We start from the raw sequence: 16,227 nt of genomic DNA, 5'->3' as shown, positions 1-16,227 counted from the left end.
GCCGGTGACGGAGCGGATCATGACGGGCTTGCACTGCGTGGTCACCAAGGTCGTGCCTTGAGCGCCGCATTGACCGCCCACTGGCCGGCGCGGACATCGACGTAAGACTTCCGTCACCACCCCGGCCATGTGCGAGGACGCTCCGGTCCGATGAAATGGGGGCGACAGACAGTTCTCAGGAAGTGGGGCGGGATGGGGCGCGTGCGCAAGGTGCTGATGAAGCCATGGGTCATCGGGGCGCTGGTGGTGGCATTCGCCGGAGTCGGTGCGGGGCTGTACTGGTTCCAGCCCTGGAAGCTCTGGCAGGACGAGACGGTGGTGGAGGCGCTCCCCGAGGTTGCCCCGTCTTCGTCCCCGTCCCCGTCCCCGTCTTCTTCCGCGTCGGCCGAGGCAGTTCCGTCTCCCGTCGCGCAGGAGCCGCAGACGCTGGCCAGGGGCGAGTTGATCAGCCACGAGCACGCCACCTCGGGCACGGTGAAGCTCGTACGGCTGGCCGACGGCTCCCATGTCGTGCGGCTGGAAAGCCTCGAGACCAGCAACGGCCCGGACCTCCGCGTGTGGCTGACCGACGCGCCGGTGAAGGAGGGCGTCGCCGGATGGCACGTCTTCGACGACGGGGAGTACGTCAGCCTCGGCAAGCTCAAGGGCAACAAGGGCAGCCAGAACTACGCCCTGCCCAAGGAGGTCGACCCCGCCAAGTACAGCAGCGTCAGCATCTGGTGCGACCGGTTCGACGTCTCCTTCGGTGCCGCCGAATTCAGGCCCGCCTGACGCGGTGCACGTAAGGGGTCCGGGAGCACCGCTCCCGGACCCCTCGATCGGTCGCTCTCTTACGCGCCGCTGGCCTTCAGCATGTCCTCACGCTCGACGAGCTTCACCCGCTCGCGGCCCTGCGGCTCGCCCAGCGCCTTCTCTGCGGCGTCCAGCCTGTACCAGCCGTCCCAGGTGGTGAACCGGACGTTCCGCTCGGCGAGGAACGCGTCCACGGCGTCCGGCTCGGGCGAAGTCGGCGTGTGCAGACGGCCGTTCGCGTGGTCGGCCAGCAGGTTGGACACCGTCTCGTTGGCGTCGCCCTTGGTGTGGCCGATCAGACCCACGGGACCGCGCCGGATCCAGCCGGTGACATACGTCGACTGCAGGTGCTCGCCGCTCTCCTGGATGACCCGGCCGCCCTCGTCCGGGACCGTGCCCGAATCGAGGTCCCAGGGCAGCTTGGGGAGCTTGTCGGAGAGATAGCCGACGGCGCGATAGACCGCCGTGACATCCCAGTCCTTGAACTCGCCGGTGCCCTTGACGTTGCCGGTGCCGTCGAGGGCGGTGCGCTCGGTGCGCAGGCCGACGACCTTGCCGTCCTCGCCGAGGATCTCCGACGGCGACTCGAAGAAGTGCAGGAACAGCTTGTGCGGCCGGTCGCCGACGTCGCGGATGGCCCAGTTCTCCAGGGTCTTGGCGACCATGTCGGCCTGCTTGTTGCCGCGCCGGGTCTCGATCGAGCCCTCGTCGTAGTCGATGTCCTCGGGGTCGACGATGACCTCGATGGTGGGGGAGTGGTCCAGCTCGCGCAGCTCCATCGGGGAGAACTTCGCCTGCGCCGGGCCACGGCGGCCGAACACATGGATCTCCACGGCCTCGTTGGCCTTCAGGCCGTCGTAGACGTTCGGCGGTATCTCCGTGGGCAGCAGCTCGTCCGCGGTCTTGGCCAGGATGCGCGCCACGTCGAGCGCCACGTTGCCGACGCCGAGGACGGCGACCTTCCTGGCCGTCAGCGGCCAGGTGCGCGGCACGTCCGGGTGGCCGTCGTACCAGGAGACGAAGTCCGCGGCGCCGTACGAGCCGTCGAGCTCGATGCCGGGGATCGACATCTCGCGGTCGGCCGTGGCGCCGGTGGAGAAGATCACCGCGTCGTAGAAGGCGCGCAGGTCGTCCAGGCTGATGTCGGTCGGGTAGTCCACGTTGCCGAACAGACGGATCTGCGGCTTGTCCAGCACCTGGTGGAGGGCGGTGATGATGCCCTTGATCCTGGGGTGGTCGGGGGCGACGCCGTACCGGATCAGCCCGAACGGGGCCGGCATGCGCTCGAAGAGGTCGATGGACACACCGGGTTCGGCGGCCACGTCGGACTTGAGCAACGCGTCGGCGGCGTAGATACCGGCGGGGCCGGCTCCGACGATGGCTACCCGCAGGGGGCGGGGCATGATCAGGTTCCCTTCGAGCGGCGACAGACGATCTCGAACGGGAAGCCTAAACTAAGGTAACCCTAAGTCGGTACGCGGGTCCGGTCTATGAGCTCATAAGGCTACGTTATGGGGGGTGCGCGCCTCGCGGCGCCCCCAGTGGGCTGCCGCACCAGGTGCGGTGCGGCAGCCGTGCCGGCGGGCTCAGTCGATGTGGTAACTGTCCCCGTAGACCTTCCAGTCCAGCGGCGGGTCGAGGTCCAGGTTGCCCTCGCGCAGGAAGACCCGCTGGGCCGTGTCGACCCGGCTGGTGTCGCTGTGCGCCTCCTCCTGCTTCATCGCCCACACCCGGGCGTCGAGGAAGGCGTCCAGGTACGTCACCTCGTCGCCGCCCTGCGCCGGCGGCCGTGCACTCTGCAGCGCCCGCCTGCGGATGCTGCCGAAACTGGCGCTGTCGGAGCCGTTGCCGTGCATGACAAGGGCGTCGTAGTACGCGAACTGACCGAGCACCCGCAGCCCGTCCGCCTTCCCCTGCCGTACGGCCGGGTTGAAGTACACCCGGTCGCGCTCGTCGTTCTGCGCCTGCTGGAAGGCGCGGTCCTGTGCGGCCCGGCGCCAGTCCCGGGGGTAGTGCGGGTCGAGGCCCTCGTGCGAGTCGGAGCCGTTGACCTCGCGGAGGGCGGGCAAATACCGGGCGAGCACGTTGCTGGGCTTGCGGTCGGCGTACAGCTCCACCAGGTCGAGCATGTCGCCGGTGCCGGAGCAGAAGCCGACGATCCCGGCGGTGTAGCCGCGGCCGTCGCCGATGTCCTCGATGTACTGGTACTGCGCCTTCCAGTCGAGCGAGGAGTTCTCCGCGCTCGACACGAGCTTCATGGCGATCTCCTTCTTCGCCGGGTCGTCGAGTCCGGGCGCGCGGACGGCGCCGGCGTGCGGGGCGTTGAGCAGGGGGATCGCGGTGGCCGACATGCCGATCACGGCGAGCAGGGTACGGCGAGTGGGGTGCCTCACGGGTGCTCCAAGTGATGGTGGGGGGTGGGGGATTGGAGGTACGTGGCACTGATAGGAAGGTTTCCTATCAGAGCTTGGAGGCGTTGGACACCCGTCGCGTCACAACTTCGTAGGGATGAACAAGCGGTCGGGCGTCAGCGCCGCCCGCCAGGAGTCACGGCAGCGGCTGTTCCGCCCAGATGACCTTGCCGTCGGGCGTGTAGCGCGTGCCCCAGCGCTCCGCGAGCTGCGCGACGAGGAACAGGCCCCGCCCGCCCTCGTCCGTCATCGCGGCATACCGCAGATGCGGAGAGGTGCTGCTGCTGTCGAAGACCTCGCAGATCAGGGTGCGGTCGCGCAGCATCCTGACGTGGATGGGGTCGCCGCCGTACCGGATCGCGTTGGTCACCAGCTCGCTCAGGATCAGCTCCGTGGCGAACGTCAGCTCGTCCAGCCCCCAGCGCGCCAACCGGCGCGTGACCTCGGCCCGTACGTCCGCGACGGCCGCCGGGTCGGACGGCACCTGCCACTCGGCGACCCGGTCGGCGTCCAGCGCCCGGGTGCGCGCGACGATGAGGGCGATGTCGTCGCTCGACCGGGCCGTGAGCCGGGAGTCGAGGACCACCCGGCAGGTGTCCTCGGGCGAGTCGTCGGCCTGCTCCAGCGCGGCCCGCAGCAGCTCCAGACCGACGTCGATGTCCCGCTCCCGGTCCTCGACCAGCCCGTCCGTGTACAGCACGAGCCGGCTGCCCTCGGCCAGCTCGAGATCGACCGTCTCGAACGGCAGACCACCGAGGCCGAGCGGGGGACCGGCGGGGACGTCGGCGAACTCGACGCTGCCGTCCGGGTGGATGAGAGCCGGTGGCGGGTGCCCGGCGCGGGCGACGGTGCAGGTACGGGAGACCGGGTCGTAGATCGCGTACAGGCAGGTCGCCCCGGTGACCGGAGCGCTGCCGCCCTCCACCGTCTCGTCCTGGTCGATGCGGCCCACCAACTCGTCCAGCAGGGACAGGAGTTCGTCGGGCGGCAGATCGAGCGCGGAGAAGTTGTGCACGGCCGTGCGCAGCCGTCCCATGGTGGCCGCGGCATGCAACCCATGGCCGACGACATCGCCCACGACGAGGGCGACCCGGGCGCCGGACAGCGGCAGCACGTCGAACCAGTCCCCGCCCACGCCCGCCTGGGCGGGCAGATACCGGTAGGCGATCTCCAGGGCGTTCTGCTCGGGCAGGTTGCGCGGCAGCAGACTGCGCTGCAGCGTCACCGCCATGCTGTGCTCGCGCGTATAGCGGCGGGCGTTGTCGATGGACACGGCCGCCCGCGCCACCAGCTCCTCGGCGAGGGCGAGTTCGTCCGCGTCGAAGGGCTCCGGCTTCTCGGAACGCCAGAAGTTGACCACACCCAGCACCAGGGAGCCCGCGCGCAGCGGCACCGCGATCAGCGAGTGGATGCCGTACTCCACGACCTGCGCGGACCGCTCCAGGTCCTGGGCCCGCCAGCCCGGCGCCTCGCTCAGGTGCGGTTCGAGGACCGCCTGGCCGGAGCGCACGGCACGGGCCTGGGGCGACGAGGCCACGAGCCGGATCTGCTGGCCCAGCGGGTAGAGCGGCGCGTCCTTGCGGATCCCGCTGACCGCCGTACGGCGCACATCGGCGCCCAGGTCCGGCTGCCCGCCGCTCAGCACCGCCTCGAACAGGTCCACGGTGGTGAAGTCCGCGAACCGCGGTACGGCCAGCTCCGCCAGTTCCTCGGCGGTACGGGCCACATCCAGGCTGGTGCCGATCTCCACCCCGGCGTCGTACAGCATGTTGAGCCGTTCGCGTGCCGTCTCGGCCCGGCCGGACAGGGCCCGCAGCTCGGTCGAGTCGCGGAGTGTGGCCACGCTGCCGGCCGGCGCCCCCTGGAGGTCGGTGGGCCGCTGGTTGACCGCGAGCAGCCGGTCCCCGACCCGGTGCACCTCGTCGGTGGCGATCCGGCCGGAGTCCAGCAGGTCGGCGGTGTCAGGGGCGAGGCCGAGGTCGCGCACCTGCCGCCCCGTGGCGTCCTCGGGCAGGTCGAGGAGCCGGTGCGCCTCGTCGTTGGCGAGCAGCAGCCGCCCCCCGTCGCCGACGATCATCACGCCCTCGCGGACGGCGTGCAGCACCGCGTCGTGATGCTCGTACATCCGGGTCATCTCGTTCGGGCCCAGACCGTGGGTCTGCCGCAGCAGCCGTCTGCTGACCAGCGCCGTACCCGCCATGGCGAGGACGAGCCCCGCGGCCCCGGCGGCCAGCAGGACCGGCAGTTGCTCGTTCGCGGTCCCGCCCACGTTCTCCGTCGTGATGCCCGCCGACACCAGCCCGACGACCTTCCCGTCATCGGCCTTGATCGGCACCACGGCCTGGACCAGGGGACCGATCGTGCCGTGGATCTCCTCGGTCACGACGCCCCCGGCCAGCGCGGGCTGGAGGGTGCCGACGAACTTCTTGCCGATGCGGTCGGGGAAGGGATGGGTGTAGCGGGTCCCGTCGGTGTTCATGACGACGATGAAGTCGACCCCGGTCGCCTCACGGGCCGCCTCGGCCCGCGGCTGCAGCACCTCCGTGGGATCGGGTTCGGCCAGCGCCTCGCGGGTGCCCGGCGCGTTCGCGAACGCCTCGGCGACGGCGACCGAGCGGTTGCGGGCCTCGATCGTGCTGTCGTGCCGCACCTGCAGCACCAGCGCCACCACGGCGGCCACGACCAGCAGCAGCACGATGACGACCTGCAGCACGAACACCTGCCCGGCGACGCTGCGCCCGCTCAGCGCCGACCGCAGCGCCGCGACCGGCCTGCGGCGCTGGTGCGCCCCACGGGCATGGCCGGGTACGCGCTGGGCGCGCGGACCACTGGGGCGACGGGTCGTCCCCACCTCGGATCGACCCCCATGCCGGACCATGTGCCGAGTCTATAGACCGACCATTCGGGAAAGGCCCCAGCCAGGACCCAAATAAAGGGCCAGGTCAGCGGCAGACCACCCGACGTCTCACGCGCAGGCTGTGAGAGAGCACCTGGAAGGCCTTGAAGGAATCCGCGGTCTACGGCGCCGACGCACAGAACCTGATCAATCATGCACTGCAGGCGCTGCACGCACGCTGATCAGCGCAGCAGCGAGACGCCGCACGACTGACCCGGCTCCCGCAGGACAGCGCCCAGGGCCGATCTCTGCCGGCACGCAAAAGCGCCCGCCGCCCGAAGGCGGCGGGGTGTTGGTGGAACTCAGGCGCGATCCAGGGGAACGCAGACGCACTGCTTCCACTTCGCTGGCACTTCGTCGGAGCGGAAACGCAGAATCGGCATCCCCCTGTAGCCGGACCGGAAGAGGTCGCACTCCGTGCTGGCGTGGTAGCAGTCGCTGGTGTCCGTGGTGATGACCTCGGTCAGAGGATCGAACTTCCAGGTACCCGGTCGCATGTACTGGCCGTACTGTTTGCGCAGGCCCGCATCGATTCCGCCGTCCTTGCCGCCCCGGCTGTTGCGAGTGTTGACCCCACACGCTTCGGCAAACTCGTAGACATCGAAGTTCGGGTCGTTGTAGCCAAGTACCTGGGCGGTAACCCACATCGCGTTGGTCTTGACGCGCCGCGCCTCGTCGTCGTCCAGTCTCTGGTCGGTGACCTTGGACTTGGAGTCGCTGGCGCGGCTGTGACCCGCTCGGTCGAGCCGCCAGGGGGCATCGGACCAGTCGTGGTTCCGGATCTCGGCGGCGAACTGCTGGGCAAGCCTACTGAGGGCCATATTGTCCTCTGATCGGACGGCCTGTTCCGCCCCCCGACGGGGCGGCTGAGCGACCCTACGCGCAGGGTCGGGCAGACGCAAGGAGTCCCCCGACCGCCCACCATGAGGCGGATGAGCGCGATAACCCATCACAGGAAGGTCACTGCTCCCTCAGAAGGCGGACACGTCATCTCCCCGGCAGTACGGTCATCCCCTCCAGAACCGCCCGCAGGGGGACGAGATGACCAACCCGCACATGTGGCCGCCCCTACCGCGGCCGCCGCGCCCCGTCCCGAGCTTGGCTCGCAAGCGGTTCGCGCTGGGGCTCGGCTTCGCCTTTGTCTTCCTTCTCGGCATCTTCGTCGGAGCCAGCAGCGACAGCACCACGACCAACAACGCGAGCCCGGCAACGGCCAGCCCGGGCCCGACCGTCACCGTGACCGCAAAAGCCGCGACGGCAAAGGCGAAGCCCGCGCCCACGGTCACCGCGACGAAAACGGTGACGGTGAGAGTGACTGTCACTGCACAGCCTGCCGCAGGCAGCGGCAATGGCTCCGGCAGCAGCGGGACAAGCGGCGGCAGCAGCTCTGACGGCCAGACGGGTGTCCAGTTCGGATACGCCTGCTCCCCTGTCGGCGACCTCGGCACCACAGAAGACGGACGGCCCGCCAGATGCTTCATGGGCAGCGACGGCCGGGCTCGGTGGGGCTACGACTCGGACCGTGGCTAGCCGCTCGCCTGTTCCCCACACACGACCTGGTTCGACGGTTCGCGGCCATACTCGACAACCGTGACGCCGCCCCGCTGCCCGACTGGCTCGAACGCCTCGCAGCCTCCCGGCCATGGCCAGCGTGGCCAAGGCCATCCGTCAACACCAACGCGCAGTCGTTGAGGGGATCACCACCCCGTTCAACTCCGGTGTCAATGAAGGCCGGATCACGGATCTGAAGCTCCAGAAACGGATCATGGCCGGCCGTGCCGGGGTTCCACTCCTCCGCCTCGGCGTCATCCTCATGGGCGGACTCCGGCGCCGCTACCCGTGACGGACCGTCACGGGTAGCGGCAGTGTCGGCGAGTGTGACGACCTCGTACGGATCGTGTCCCCAGACCTGGAGGCGGTGCGGGCGGAGCGAGTGTGTGGCAGCGTGTTCGACGCGGTGAAAGTCTCAAGTGTCCGGCGCCCTACTGCCTAACCGTCCACCCTGGACGCATGACTTCAACCGATCCCGTCAGAGCGAACGAACCGCCGACCATCACGGCGGTGACACGACGTGACATCTTCAAGTACCTGCGCGGGATGTCGCAACCCTGGTGGGGCGAAATGGACGAGGTCACGTTCCTGGAGGGCCTCTACGACCTGGACCAACCTCCAGTCGGCAACACTCAGCTCCCGACTGTCCGCGCCGATATCCAGCAGCACCGGTTCAACAACCCAGACCTGCCCGACGACTGGATCTTTGAGGACTCCCGCTTGGAGCTCTCAGACGGACCGGACGAGATACTGCTCACCTTTCTAGCACGGGTGGTCCATCCTGAAGTGGCAGTCGACGTCGCGGAGGCTATGAAGCACGTCGAAGAGCTGAACTTGCTGCTGGCGCCGGACGGATGGGGTCTGCGTTCGCACGAGTTTCTCTCGGGCCGCCCGCTGTATAGGCCGGTACGAGCTTCGCCTAGAGGCCCGCTGATCCCGCTGCCGCTGGAGGATGATGACACGGGCAAGCTTGACCTGGTCCTCGGTCAGGCTTTCAGTCTCCTGGACTGCGCTGGCGAGGAGACCGCACGCGACCTGCTCCGCACCGCGGTCCTGACCCTCCGCCGTGACGGCGGTTTCTTCCATCCCACACCTGGTGACAATTGGACGGAGGGCACCTACCAAGCGGTCTTGACGGTGGAGCGCGAGCTTCTGGCCACCTGCACCCCGGGGGCGAAGGAGGTGATCTGGCGGACGGTGGAGTCCGTACTCATCCAACTCGGGCGCATCGACGTCCAGGACCTTGTGGTCGAAGGCGACACCCGGCCACTGCCCAACATCCCACCGGACTGGCGGACCCAAGCCGCAGCCCCCGCTACTCCCATCGTTCGAGGCCTCCGACTCTCCTTCTCCACCACCGAGTTCGATGTCACCCGCAGGGACTTCACCGACATAGAGATCCGCGGTTCGCAGGACAGCAGCGGGTTCCACTACCTCTATGACACCCGCGCACGCCGGATGATCACCGACTTCGTCCTCGACGACCGGCCGCAGGTAGCGACCTTGTGCAGCGTCACCATCATTAAGAAGGGCGACACCTTCACACCGAGGATCAAGCTCTGGAAGAAGGACAAGAAGAAGGCTGGAGAAGTCTCCGCCACGCAGACAGTGCCTGAGACCGGGACCACCCGGGCCGTCAAGGCGCTCGTCGACACCGGGGACGTCCACGAGAACTTCTGGAAAGTCATCAACTTCCTCCAGGGCTGCACCGACCTGAGCACACCCGGTAGTTCCCTCCAACTCGTGGCCGGCGACGAGGCCCAACTGGCCCAGCTGCTGACCGGCCAGGACCGGACGACGGTTCTCGGCGCGGTCAGGACAGCCATCGGCGGCGGGCTCACAGAGGAGGACATCCGGCTGATCAGCAACCGCAAGGAACAGCTCCACAGGTTCGAGCAACTGCTGACCGATCCGGACTACTTCCAGCAGGAGAAGAGCCTGGCAACGACACGCGGGGCGGAGGCGATCTGGCAGGCCTTCTTCGAGACGAACCAGTGGATCTTCGGCTACGGCCTCAACCTCATCGCCTGCGAATCCATCAACGACGGCAAACTGGAACGCATCACCACCGGCGCCAACATCTTCGGCGGAGCCGGGAAACGCATCGACGCCATCATGCGTTCCAAGGGCCTGATCAGCAGCATGCTCTTCTGCGAGATCAAGACCCACGACACCGAACTGCTCTCCAAGACCCCGTACCGCGCGGGCGTCTACCAGGCATCCAAGGAACTCGGCGGCGGTGTGGCGCAGGTGCAAAAGACGGCCAGCAAGGCCCAACAGCTCATCTCCCGCGAGTTCCTCACCCACATCTACGAGGACGACGGCACCCCGACCGGCGTCGAACTGTCCACCACCCGGCCCCGGCAGGTCGTGGTGATCGGGAGCCTGCGCGAGTTCACCCACAACGGCGCCGTGAACCCGGAGAAGATCAACTCCTTCGAGCTGTACCGGACATCCATCCAGGACGTCGAGGTAATCACGTTCGACGAACTCTACGAGCGGGCCTGCTTCATCGTCGAGGATCACTGAGGCGGACCGCTGCCAGGCCGCTCGCCGACACTGCCGCTACCCGTGACCGAGTGTTACCGGCGCACGGGGGCACGTCCCGGCTTCACGGAGATCTTGCCAGGGCTGCTTGTCTCCCCGGTCGCGTACGGGCGAACGTCTCCAGTTGTCAGGCCACTTCTCTCTCTCGCGCGATGGCCTTGAGGCGGTGGGTTCGCAGCTGTTGTCATCAGCCTGTGGAGCGCTGCTGGTTCTCGATGTACTGCTTGACGACGGTCAGTGGTGCTCCGCCGCAGGATCCGGCGAAGTAGGACCCGGACCAGAAGTGGCGGCCCCACAGATAGCGGCGTACGTGAGCGTTGTGCTCCTTGCGCAGCAGGCGGGCAGAGACGCCCTTGAGGGAGTTGACCAGCTTGGACAGCTGGACCTTCGGCGGGTAGTACACCAAGAGGCGCACGTGGTCCTCGTCGCCGTTGAACTGCTTCAGTTCGGCCTCGAAGTCGGTGCAGACCTCCCGCATGATCTCCTCGCAGCGGGTCAGCATGGCGTCGGTGAACGCCTCGCGCCGGTACTTGGTGACGAACACCAAGTGGACGTGCAAGTCGTGGACGACGTGACGGCCGGTGCGTATATCGGGGTTTGGATTCCAGCGTGGCGACATAAACCACGGTACTGTGATCGCGTGACTAGGAACGTGCGCTGGAGAAGCGGCAGTTCGGGCATCGCGCCCGGCTGGTGCTGACGCCTGCGCAGGCCCGGCTCATGGACGACCAGGCGCACGCCGCGCGGGCGATGTGGAATCAGCTCCACGACCTGTGGACCATGACACCGAAATGCCAGCGCTCCCTGTCCCGCCTGGACCAGACGCTACGTCAAGCCCGCAAGGAAATCGACTGGTACGCGGTGCTGCCCGCACAGGCCGCACAAGCAGTCCTCAAGACGTACGTCCAGGCGTGGAAGAACTGCTGGGACGGCCGGGCCGAGGAGCCCACCTTTAAGGCCCGCATCCGCAGTGCCATGTCCGTGGACATCCCGCAGGGCCGGGACCTGCAGATCAAGCGGGTGCACCGACGGTGGGGCATGGTCAGCATCCCGAAGATCGGCCGCGTCCGGTTCCGCTGGACCCGTGATCTGCCGGTGGGCAAGGCGGCGAACAAGGAGAACCGGATCACCGGGGCCCGGCTGGTCAAGGACGCGCTCGGCTGGCACATTGCCTTCCGCATCCAGACCCTTCAGCCCCCGCCCGCACCGCACACCGGCCCGGAGGTCGGCATCGACGCCGGCGTGAACCTCCCTCTCGCCCTGTCCGACGGCAACCACCAGGACCACGGACGACCGGCCCGGCTCCCGGATGGCAGCGCCGACCGGGACAAGTGGCTGACCCCGGACGAGAAGGCCAAGCTGCTGCGCCTGGAGCAGCGGGCCGCACACCGCAAATCCTTCCGCAAGCCCAAGGAGCGCACCTCCAACCGGCTGCGGAACACCTACGACCAGATCAAGCAGCTCCGCGCAAGAGCCACGCGCCGCGCGCTCGACTGGCAGCACAAGACCACCACCGCCATCGCCTGCACCTACGGCACGGTCGTGGTCGAACGACTCACCATCACGAACATGGTCAAGAGTGCCAGGGGCACCGTCGAGAACCCGGGGAAGCACGTCGCGCAGAAGTCCGGCCTGAACCGCTCAATCAGCCAGGAGGCATGGGGCCGCACCGTGACAATGCTGACGTACAAGACCGCCCGCCAGGGCGGCACCCTGCACAAGGTTCCCGCTCCGCACACCTCCCGGCGCTGCTCCGCGTGTGGCTTCATCACGCCCGGCAGCCGGGAGGACCAGGCCACGTTCGTCTGCAAGAACTCTGACTGCGGCTGGGAAGGCAACGCCGACCACAACGCGGCCCGGAACGTCTTGCACCTGTACCGGATGCGCCACGCGCTCATCCCGGCTGCCGGGAGGGCAGTCGTCAGGCGCACCCGTGGCGTCAAGCCCGCCACCGCAAGGTAGGCGGGAATCTCCTTCCCGAGCTTGCGAAGGGAGGAGAACACTTCAAACTGCGGGACCTCGTGAGAGAGAGTCGTGAGTCGTCGTCGCGTGAGTCGGTGTGACGTGAGGTGAGGCGAGGGGCGTCACCCAGGGTGACAGCCCTGCCGCGCGGTCACGGGCGTGGGCGTGCGGGACGGCGCGTGGCCAGCAGCAGTGCGATGTCGTCCGGGCGGTCGCGGGCGTGCCGGGCCCGGGCGGTGAGGCGGTCGGCGATGCCCGTCAGGGGCAGGCCGCCCGGTGTGCCCGACTTGGCGAGAGCCACGCGCAGTTCCGTGATGCCGACGTCGATGTCGGTGCCGGGCCGCTCGACCAGGCCGTCCGTGTAGAGCGCGAGGACGGCGCCGGGCTCCAGCCGCAGCTCCGTCACCGGGTAGTCGGCGTGTGGGTCGACGCCGAGCACGACACCGCCGGGCAGATGCAGGACGTGGGTGCTGCCGTCCGGGTCACGCAGCAGGGGCGGCGGATGTCCCGCGCGAGCCGCTTGGACGGCACCGGTCGCCGGGTCCAGGCGGATGTAGCAGCAGCTCGCGAACTGTCCCGGATCGAGGTCGATCAGCAGCCGGTTGACGCCGCTCATGACCTCGTCCGGCGGACGCCCGCCGAGCGCGAACGCCCGTACGGCGCTGCGTAGTTGCCCCATCGTGGCGGCCGCCTGCACCCCGTGGCCCTGGACGTCTCCGATGACCAGGGCGAGTCCGTCCCCGGCCTCCACGACGTCGTACCAGTCGCCGCCCACCTCCATGCCCTGCGTGCCCGGCAGATAGCGCCCCGCCGTCTCCACCCGCGGATGCGCGGACAGGCGCCGGGGGAGGAGGGCCTGCTGCAGTCCGCGGGCGAGGGCCGCCTCGCTCTCGTAGCGCTGGGCCTTCTCCATGGCGTGCGCGATCAGCCCGGCGAGTGCGGTGAGCACCGTCCGTTCCTCGGAGCTGAAGCTGCGGGGGCGGTCGAAGCCGAGGATGCAGGAGCCGACGGGGCGGCCGGAGGCGATCAACGGGAGGAAGGCGCGCGCTCCTTCCGTGGCGTCGAGCGGGATGCCCGGGTATGTGGCGGCGAGATCCTGCATCGAGTCGAAGAACAGCGGCCGGCCCGAGGTCAGCGTCTCCACGCCGGGCAGGTGCGCGTCCAGGGCCACCCCTTCGAACGGGGCGAGGAACCCCGGCGGGAAGCCGGTCTCCCAGGCCAGGTACAGGTGTCGCTCCTGGAGCAGGTAGATGGCGAGCCGGCGGCCGCCGAACGCGGGCAGTAGCTCCCGCATCACCACCGCGGACACCTGGCGGGCGGTGACCGCCTCCGTCAGCGCGATGGCGAGGACGATGGGCCGGTACAGCGGCGCCATGGACGGGGCGCCGGACGCCGACGCGCGCTCGGCCGGCGAGTCCGTGATCCGACCGGCCGGCTGGAGGGTGCAGGTCAGGTGGTCCGGGCCCGGGTAGACGGACAGGGCGAGCCAGTCGCCCTCGAACTCCCCGCCGTCGTCCGCGGGCCGCCGGACATGACAGTGCACCGGATCCGGTGCCAGCAGGGCGCTGCGCAGATGGTCCTCGCAGGCCGGCTGGTTCATCCAGGGCACGGCCTCCCACAGGGAGCGGCCCAGCAGTTCCTCCCGCGACCGGCGCAGCAACTGCGTGGCCCGCGGATTGACGTACACCACCTGCCCCAGCCGGTCCAGGCAGAACACGCCGTCCGGCAGGAGGTCGGCGGCCGTGTCCGCCGCGGTGCCGGGGCCCGGATCCAGTACGACGCCTCGCACCCGGTACGGGTCCGGGGGCTCGGCCGGTGTGTCGTACGCCGTCCAGAGCTCCATCAGCCGCAGCGCCCCGTCCTCGGCCCGCACGTACAGCGGCAGCGACGGAGGTCTGCCGGAGGCCGTCTCCCGCAGGGCGGCCAGGACGCGGGGCGCGTCGGCCGGTGTGGCCACCGCGTCGGCGAGCTCCTGCACGGACAGGGCGTCGTCCGAGCCGCGCAGCAGGGCCTGCAGACGCTCGTCCGCCGTCACGGCACCGGTCGCGGGATCCCAGGCGAACCGGGCGGTGCGCCCCGCGGCCGGGGACGCGCTCGGCGGCCGTACGCACAGCGGCTCACCGTCCCAGACGACCGGTGGGACGGCCCCGGCCTCCAGGCCCCGCAGGTCCGCCCCCAGCTCCTCGGCGATCCGGGTGAGGCGGTCGCGGACGGGCAGCAGTTCGGTGGCGTCCGGGGCGGTGGCGCGCAGGACGGTCAGGACGCCGTACACCCCTGACGAGCCGGCGGATCCGGCCGCCGCCACGACGGGCACGTACAGCGAGCCGAACGGGAACGGCAGCCCGGCCGCGAACTGGGGGTAGCGGCGCATCGTCTCCGTGGCGTTCGGCAGGATCACCTGCACGCCGAGCCGATAGGCGTCGGCGACGGGGAACGGGCGGTCGACGTGCATCCGCCACCACGGGCGGAACAGCTGCCCGGGCAGGCCCGAGAGCACCGCCAGGCGCAGCAGCCCGGGCGTGCTGGAGCGCAGATAGACCCCGCCGGCGCGACCGCCGGCCGCGTCGACCGCCTCCGTCGAGGCGTCGGCCAGCAGCGCGGCGAGCCGTCCGGGCATCCGGTACGTGTCCTCGGCGCTCCGAGTCATCGGCCCTACCTCGTCCGTGCGCCGCCACTCGGGCGACACAGCAAGAATGCGCCACGACGCGCCCGGTTCGCACCTGGGCGACGGGAACCGGTCGCTCCGGGCCGGGAGCCGTTCACGGTCCGGTCGGCGCGCGCTGCGGCGTCACCGCTGGAACACATCCGCCGATACTGGAATGGATACGGCGGAAAGGGATGTGGTGGAAGACGACCGGGCTGTCCGACCGGCAGCGGCCTCGGCCGACCGGTTCGCCCTCGCGGAACGGGCCGTGGCCGCGATCGGCACGACGCTCGACGAACGCAGGACGGGCGCCGAATTGGTCGCCTTCCTCGCCGAGGTGCTCTGCGACGCCGTGGCTGTCGACCTGTTCCCGCAGGACCGGGAGCCGGACGCCCCGCCGGGTTCCCTGCGGCCCGTGGCGGCGGCGGGCCGGCGTGATCTGCTGGACGACCTGCGCCGGACGCCGCGCGGCGACGTCCTGGTCCGGGCCCTGGACGAGGGCCGCCCCCTCACCGCGTCGTTCACCCGGGCAGGCGGCCACCGGCTGGCCGCGCTGTCCGTGCCGCTCCTGGCCTGGGACCGGGCCTTCGGGGTGGTCCTCGCCGTCCGCACCGACCGTGCCTTCACCGACGACGAGGCGGCCGTCGCCCACTACGCCGCCCGCCTGGCCGCCGCTCACCTCCATCACGCCGCCGAGCACTACGCGGCCCGCAAGACCGTCCTCAACCTCCAGGAGGTCCTGCTCCTCGCCCCCAGCCAGCCGCACCCGAACCTGGACATGGCCACCCGCTACCTCCCCCTCGGCAGCGGCGCCCTCGTGGGCGGGGACTGGTACGAGACCGTACGGCTGCATTACGGCCGCACCCTCCTCGTCATCGGCGACGTCATGGGCCACGGCCTGGACGCCGCCGTCGACATGAACGCCTACCGGTCGATGCTGCGCTACGTCGCCTCCACCGATCTGCCCCCGCACCGGATCCTGCGTCAGATGGACACCTCGATGTCCGAGGACAGCAACCGCAGGCCCGCGACCTGTCTGCTCGCCCTCCTGGACCCCGCGCGCGGGACCGTCGCCTTCTCCAGCGCGGGCCATCTGCCGCCCGCCGTCTTCCACCGGGACGGCACCGGCGAGCTGATCGAGCTACCCGTCGGCCCGCCCCTCGGCACCGGCTTCTCCGACTACGAATCGGCGACGGTGCCGCTCACCCCCGACGACACCTTGCTGATGTTCACCGACGGTCTCGTCGAACGCCGCGACGAGGACATCGACACCTCCCTCGCCCGGCTGGCCCGCCTTCATGTGAAGCCCGACCTCGACGTCTCCCACCTGCTCGACGAGGTCCTCGACCGCCTGGGCGCCGACGCGGCGGACGACGACGTCGCCGCGCTGGCGGCACGCCTGCGACACCGGGTCAGGTGACGCC

The 16,227-nt window shown here is 69.7% G+C and carries 12 protein-coding genes; 6 read left to right on the top strand and 6 right to left on the bottom strand.

The features are described from left to right. Positions 1-192: 192 nt before the first annotated feature. Entirely contained in the window at positions 193-771 is a 579-nt protein-coding gene (locus AB0I98_RS39095) for a DM13 domain-containing protein (protein ID WP_362950195.1), read from the top strand. 59 nt (positions 772-830) lie between these two features. Here the strand turns inward: AB0I98_RS39095 and AB0I98_RS39090 are convergent, their stop codons facing one another. From AB0I98_RS39090 to AB0I98_RS39075, 4 genes are all read right to left on the bottom strand, one after another. After that, a complete protein-coding gene (locus AB0I98_RS39090; protein ID WP_362950192.1) occupies positions 831-2,195 on the bottom strand; it encodes an FAD-dependent oxidoreductase in 1,365 nt (454 codons plus the stop codon). Between the two features lie 183 nt (positions 2,196-2,378). Beyond that, a complete protein-coding gene (locus AB0I98_RS39085; RefSeq protein WP_362950258.1) occupies positions 2,379-3,143 on the bottom strand; it encodes a chitosanase in 765 nt (254 codons plus the stop codon). A gap of 196 nt (positions 3,144-3,339) precedes the next feature. Further along, a complete protein-coding gene (locus AB0I98_RS39080; protein WP_362950191.1) occupies positions 3,340-6,081 on the bottom strand; it encodes a SpoIIE family protein phosphatase in 2,742 nt (913 codons plus the stop codon). 320 nt (positions 6,082-6,401) lie between these two features. Beyond that, a complete protein-coding gene (locus AB0I98_RS39075; protein ID WP_362950189.1) occupies positions 6,402-6,920 on the bottom strand; it encodes a hypothetical protein in 519 nt (172 codons plus the stop codon). Between the two features lie 220 nt (positions 6,921-7,140). Here AB0I98_RS39075 and AB0I98_RS39070 point away from each other — a divergent pair, with 220 nt between their 5' ends. The 3 genes from AB0I98_RS39070 (at position 7,141) to AB0I98_RS39060 (ending at position 10,179) form a co-directional block, all read left to right on the top strand. Continuing rightward, on the top strand, positions 7,141-7,629 hold the full coding sequence (locus AB0I98_RS39070) for a flagellar motor protein MotB (RefSeq protein WP_362950187.1): 489 nt from the start codon (positions 7,141-7,143) through the stop codon (positions 7,627-7,629). Positions 7,630-7,741: 112 nt separating this feature from the next. After that, positions 7,742-7,942 (top strand): hypothetical protein, encoded by a 201-nt coding sequence (locus AB0I98_RS39065; RefSeq protein ID WP_362950185.1) that lies wholly within the window; start codon positions 7,742-7,744, stop codon positions 7,940-7,942. Positions 7,943-8,109: 167 nt separating this feature from the next. Further along, on the top strand, positions 8,110-10,179 hold the full coding sequence (locus AB0I98_RS39060) for a Shedu anti-phage system protein SduA domain-containing protein (RefSeq protein WP_362950183.1): 2,070 nt from the start codon (positions 8,110-8,112) through the stop codon (positions 10,177-10,179). A 205-nt stretch (positions 10,180-10,384) separates the two neighbouring features. Here AB0I98_RS39060 and tnpA read toward each other — a convergent pair whose 3' ends face one another. Then, a complete protein-coding gene (gene tnpA, locus AB0I98_RS39055; RefSeq protein ID WP_362950181.1) occupies positions 10,385-10,816 on the bottom strand; it encodes an IS200/IS605 family transposase in 432 nt (143 codons plus the stop codon). A gap of 71 nt (positions 10,817-10,887) precedes the next feature. Between tnpA and AB0I98_RS39050 the strand changes: the two genes are divergently transcribed. After that, positions 10,888-12,159 (top strand): transposase, encoded by a 1,272-nt coding sequence (locus AB0I98_RS39050; RefSeq protein WP_362950256.1) that lies wholly within the window; start codon positions 10,888-10,890, stop codon positions 12,157-12,159. A 151-nt stretch (positions 12,160-12,310) separates the two neighbouring features. Here the strand turns inward: AB0I98_RS39050 and AB0I98_RS39045 are convergent, their stop codons facing one another. Further along, positions 12,311-14,806, bottom strand: coding sequence for a SpoIIE family protein phosphatase (locus AB0I98_RS39045; protein ID WP_362950179.1), 2,496 nt, complete (start codon positions 14,804-14,806; stop codon positions 12,311-12,313). A gap of 172 nt (positions 14,807-14,978) precedes the next feature. Between AB0I98_RS39045 and AB0I98_RS39040 the strand changes: the two genes are divergently transcribed. Further along, on the top strand, positions 14,979-16,223 hold the full coding sequence (locus AB0I98_RS39040; RefSeq protein ID WP_362950178.1) for a PP2C family protein-serine/threonine phosphatase: 1,245 nt from the start codon (positions 14,979-14,981) through the stop codon (positions 16,221-16,223). Positions 16,224-16,227 lie beyond the last annotated feature (4 nt).

This window comes from Streptomyces sp. NPDC050211 (assembly GCF_040656035.1).
In the GTDB taxonomy this organism is placed as follows: domain Bacteria; phylum Actinomycetota; class Actinomycetes; order Streptomycetales; family Streptomycetaceae; genus Streptomyces.
Note: the sequence above shows the minus strand (reverse complement) of the source record. Positions and strands in the feature narration are given on the sequence as shown.

Excerpts from the sequence above, each read along its gene's own strand:
- AB0I98_RS39095 (WP_362950195.1), top strand. The coding sequence starts at position 193 with ATGGGGCGCGTGCGCAAGGTGCTGATGAAGCCATGGGTCATCGGGGCG.
- AB0I98_RS39090 (WP_362950192.1), bottom strand. The coding sequence starts at position 2,195 with ATGCCCCGCCCCCTGCGGGTAGCCATCGTCGGAGCCGGCCCCGCCGGT.
- AB0I98_RS39085 (WP_362950258.1), bottom strand. The coding sequence starts at position 3,143 with ATGTCGGCCACCGCGATCCCCCTGCTCAACGCCCCGCACGCCGGCGCC.
- AB0I98_RS39080 (WP_362950191.1), bottom strand. The coding sequence starts at position 6,081 with ATGGTCCGGCATGGGGGTCGATCCGAGGTGGGGACGACCCGTCGCCCC.
- AB0I98_RS39075 (WP_362950189.1), bottom strand. The coding sequence starts at position 6,920 with ATGGCCCTCAGTAGGCTTGCCCAGCAGTTCGCCGCCGAGATCCGGAAC.
- AB0I98_RS39070 (WP_362950187.1), top strand. The coding sequence starts at position 7,141 with ATGACCAACCCGCACATGTGGCCGCCCCTACCGCGGCCGCCGCGCCCC.
- AB0I98_RS39065 (WP_362950185.1), top strand. The coding sequence starts at position 7,742 with ATGGCCAGCGTGGCCAAGGCCATCCGTCAACACCAACGCGCAGTCGTT.
- AB0I98_RS39060 (WP_362950183.1), top strand. The coding sequence starts at position 8,110 with ATGACTTCAACCGATCCCGTCAGAGCGAACGAACCGCCGACCATCACG.
- tnpA (WP_362950181.1), bottom strand. The coding sequence starts at position 10,816 with ATGTCGCCACGCTGGAATCCAAACCCCGATATACGCACCGGCCGTCAC.
- AB0I98_RS39045 (WP_362950179.1), bottom strand. The coding sequence starts at position 14,806 with ATGACTCGGAGCGCCGAGGACACGTACCGGATGCCCGGACGGCTCGCC.
- AB0I98_RS39040 (WP_362950178.1), top strand. The coding sequence starts at position 14,979 with ATGGATACGGCGGAAAGGGATGTGGTGGAAGACGACCGGGCTGTCCGA.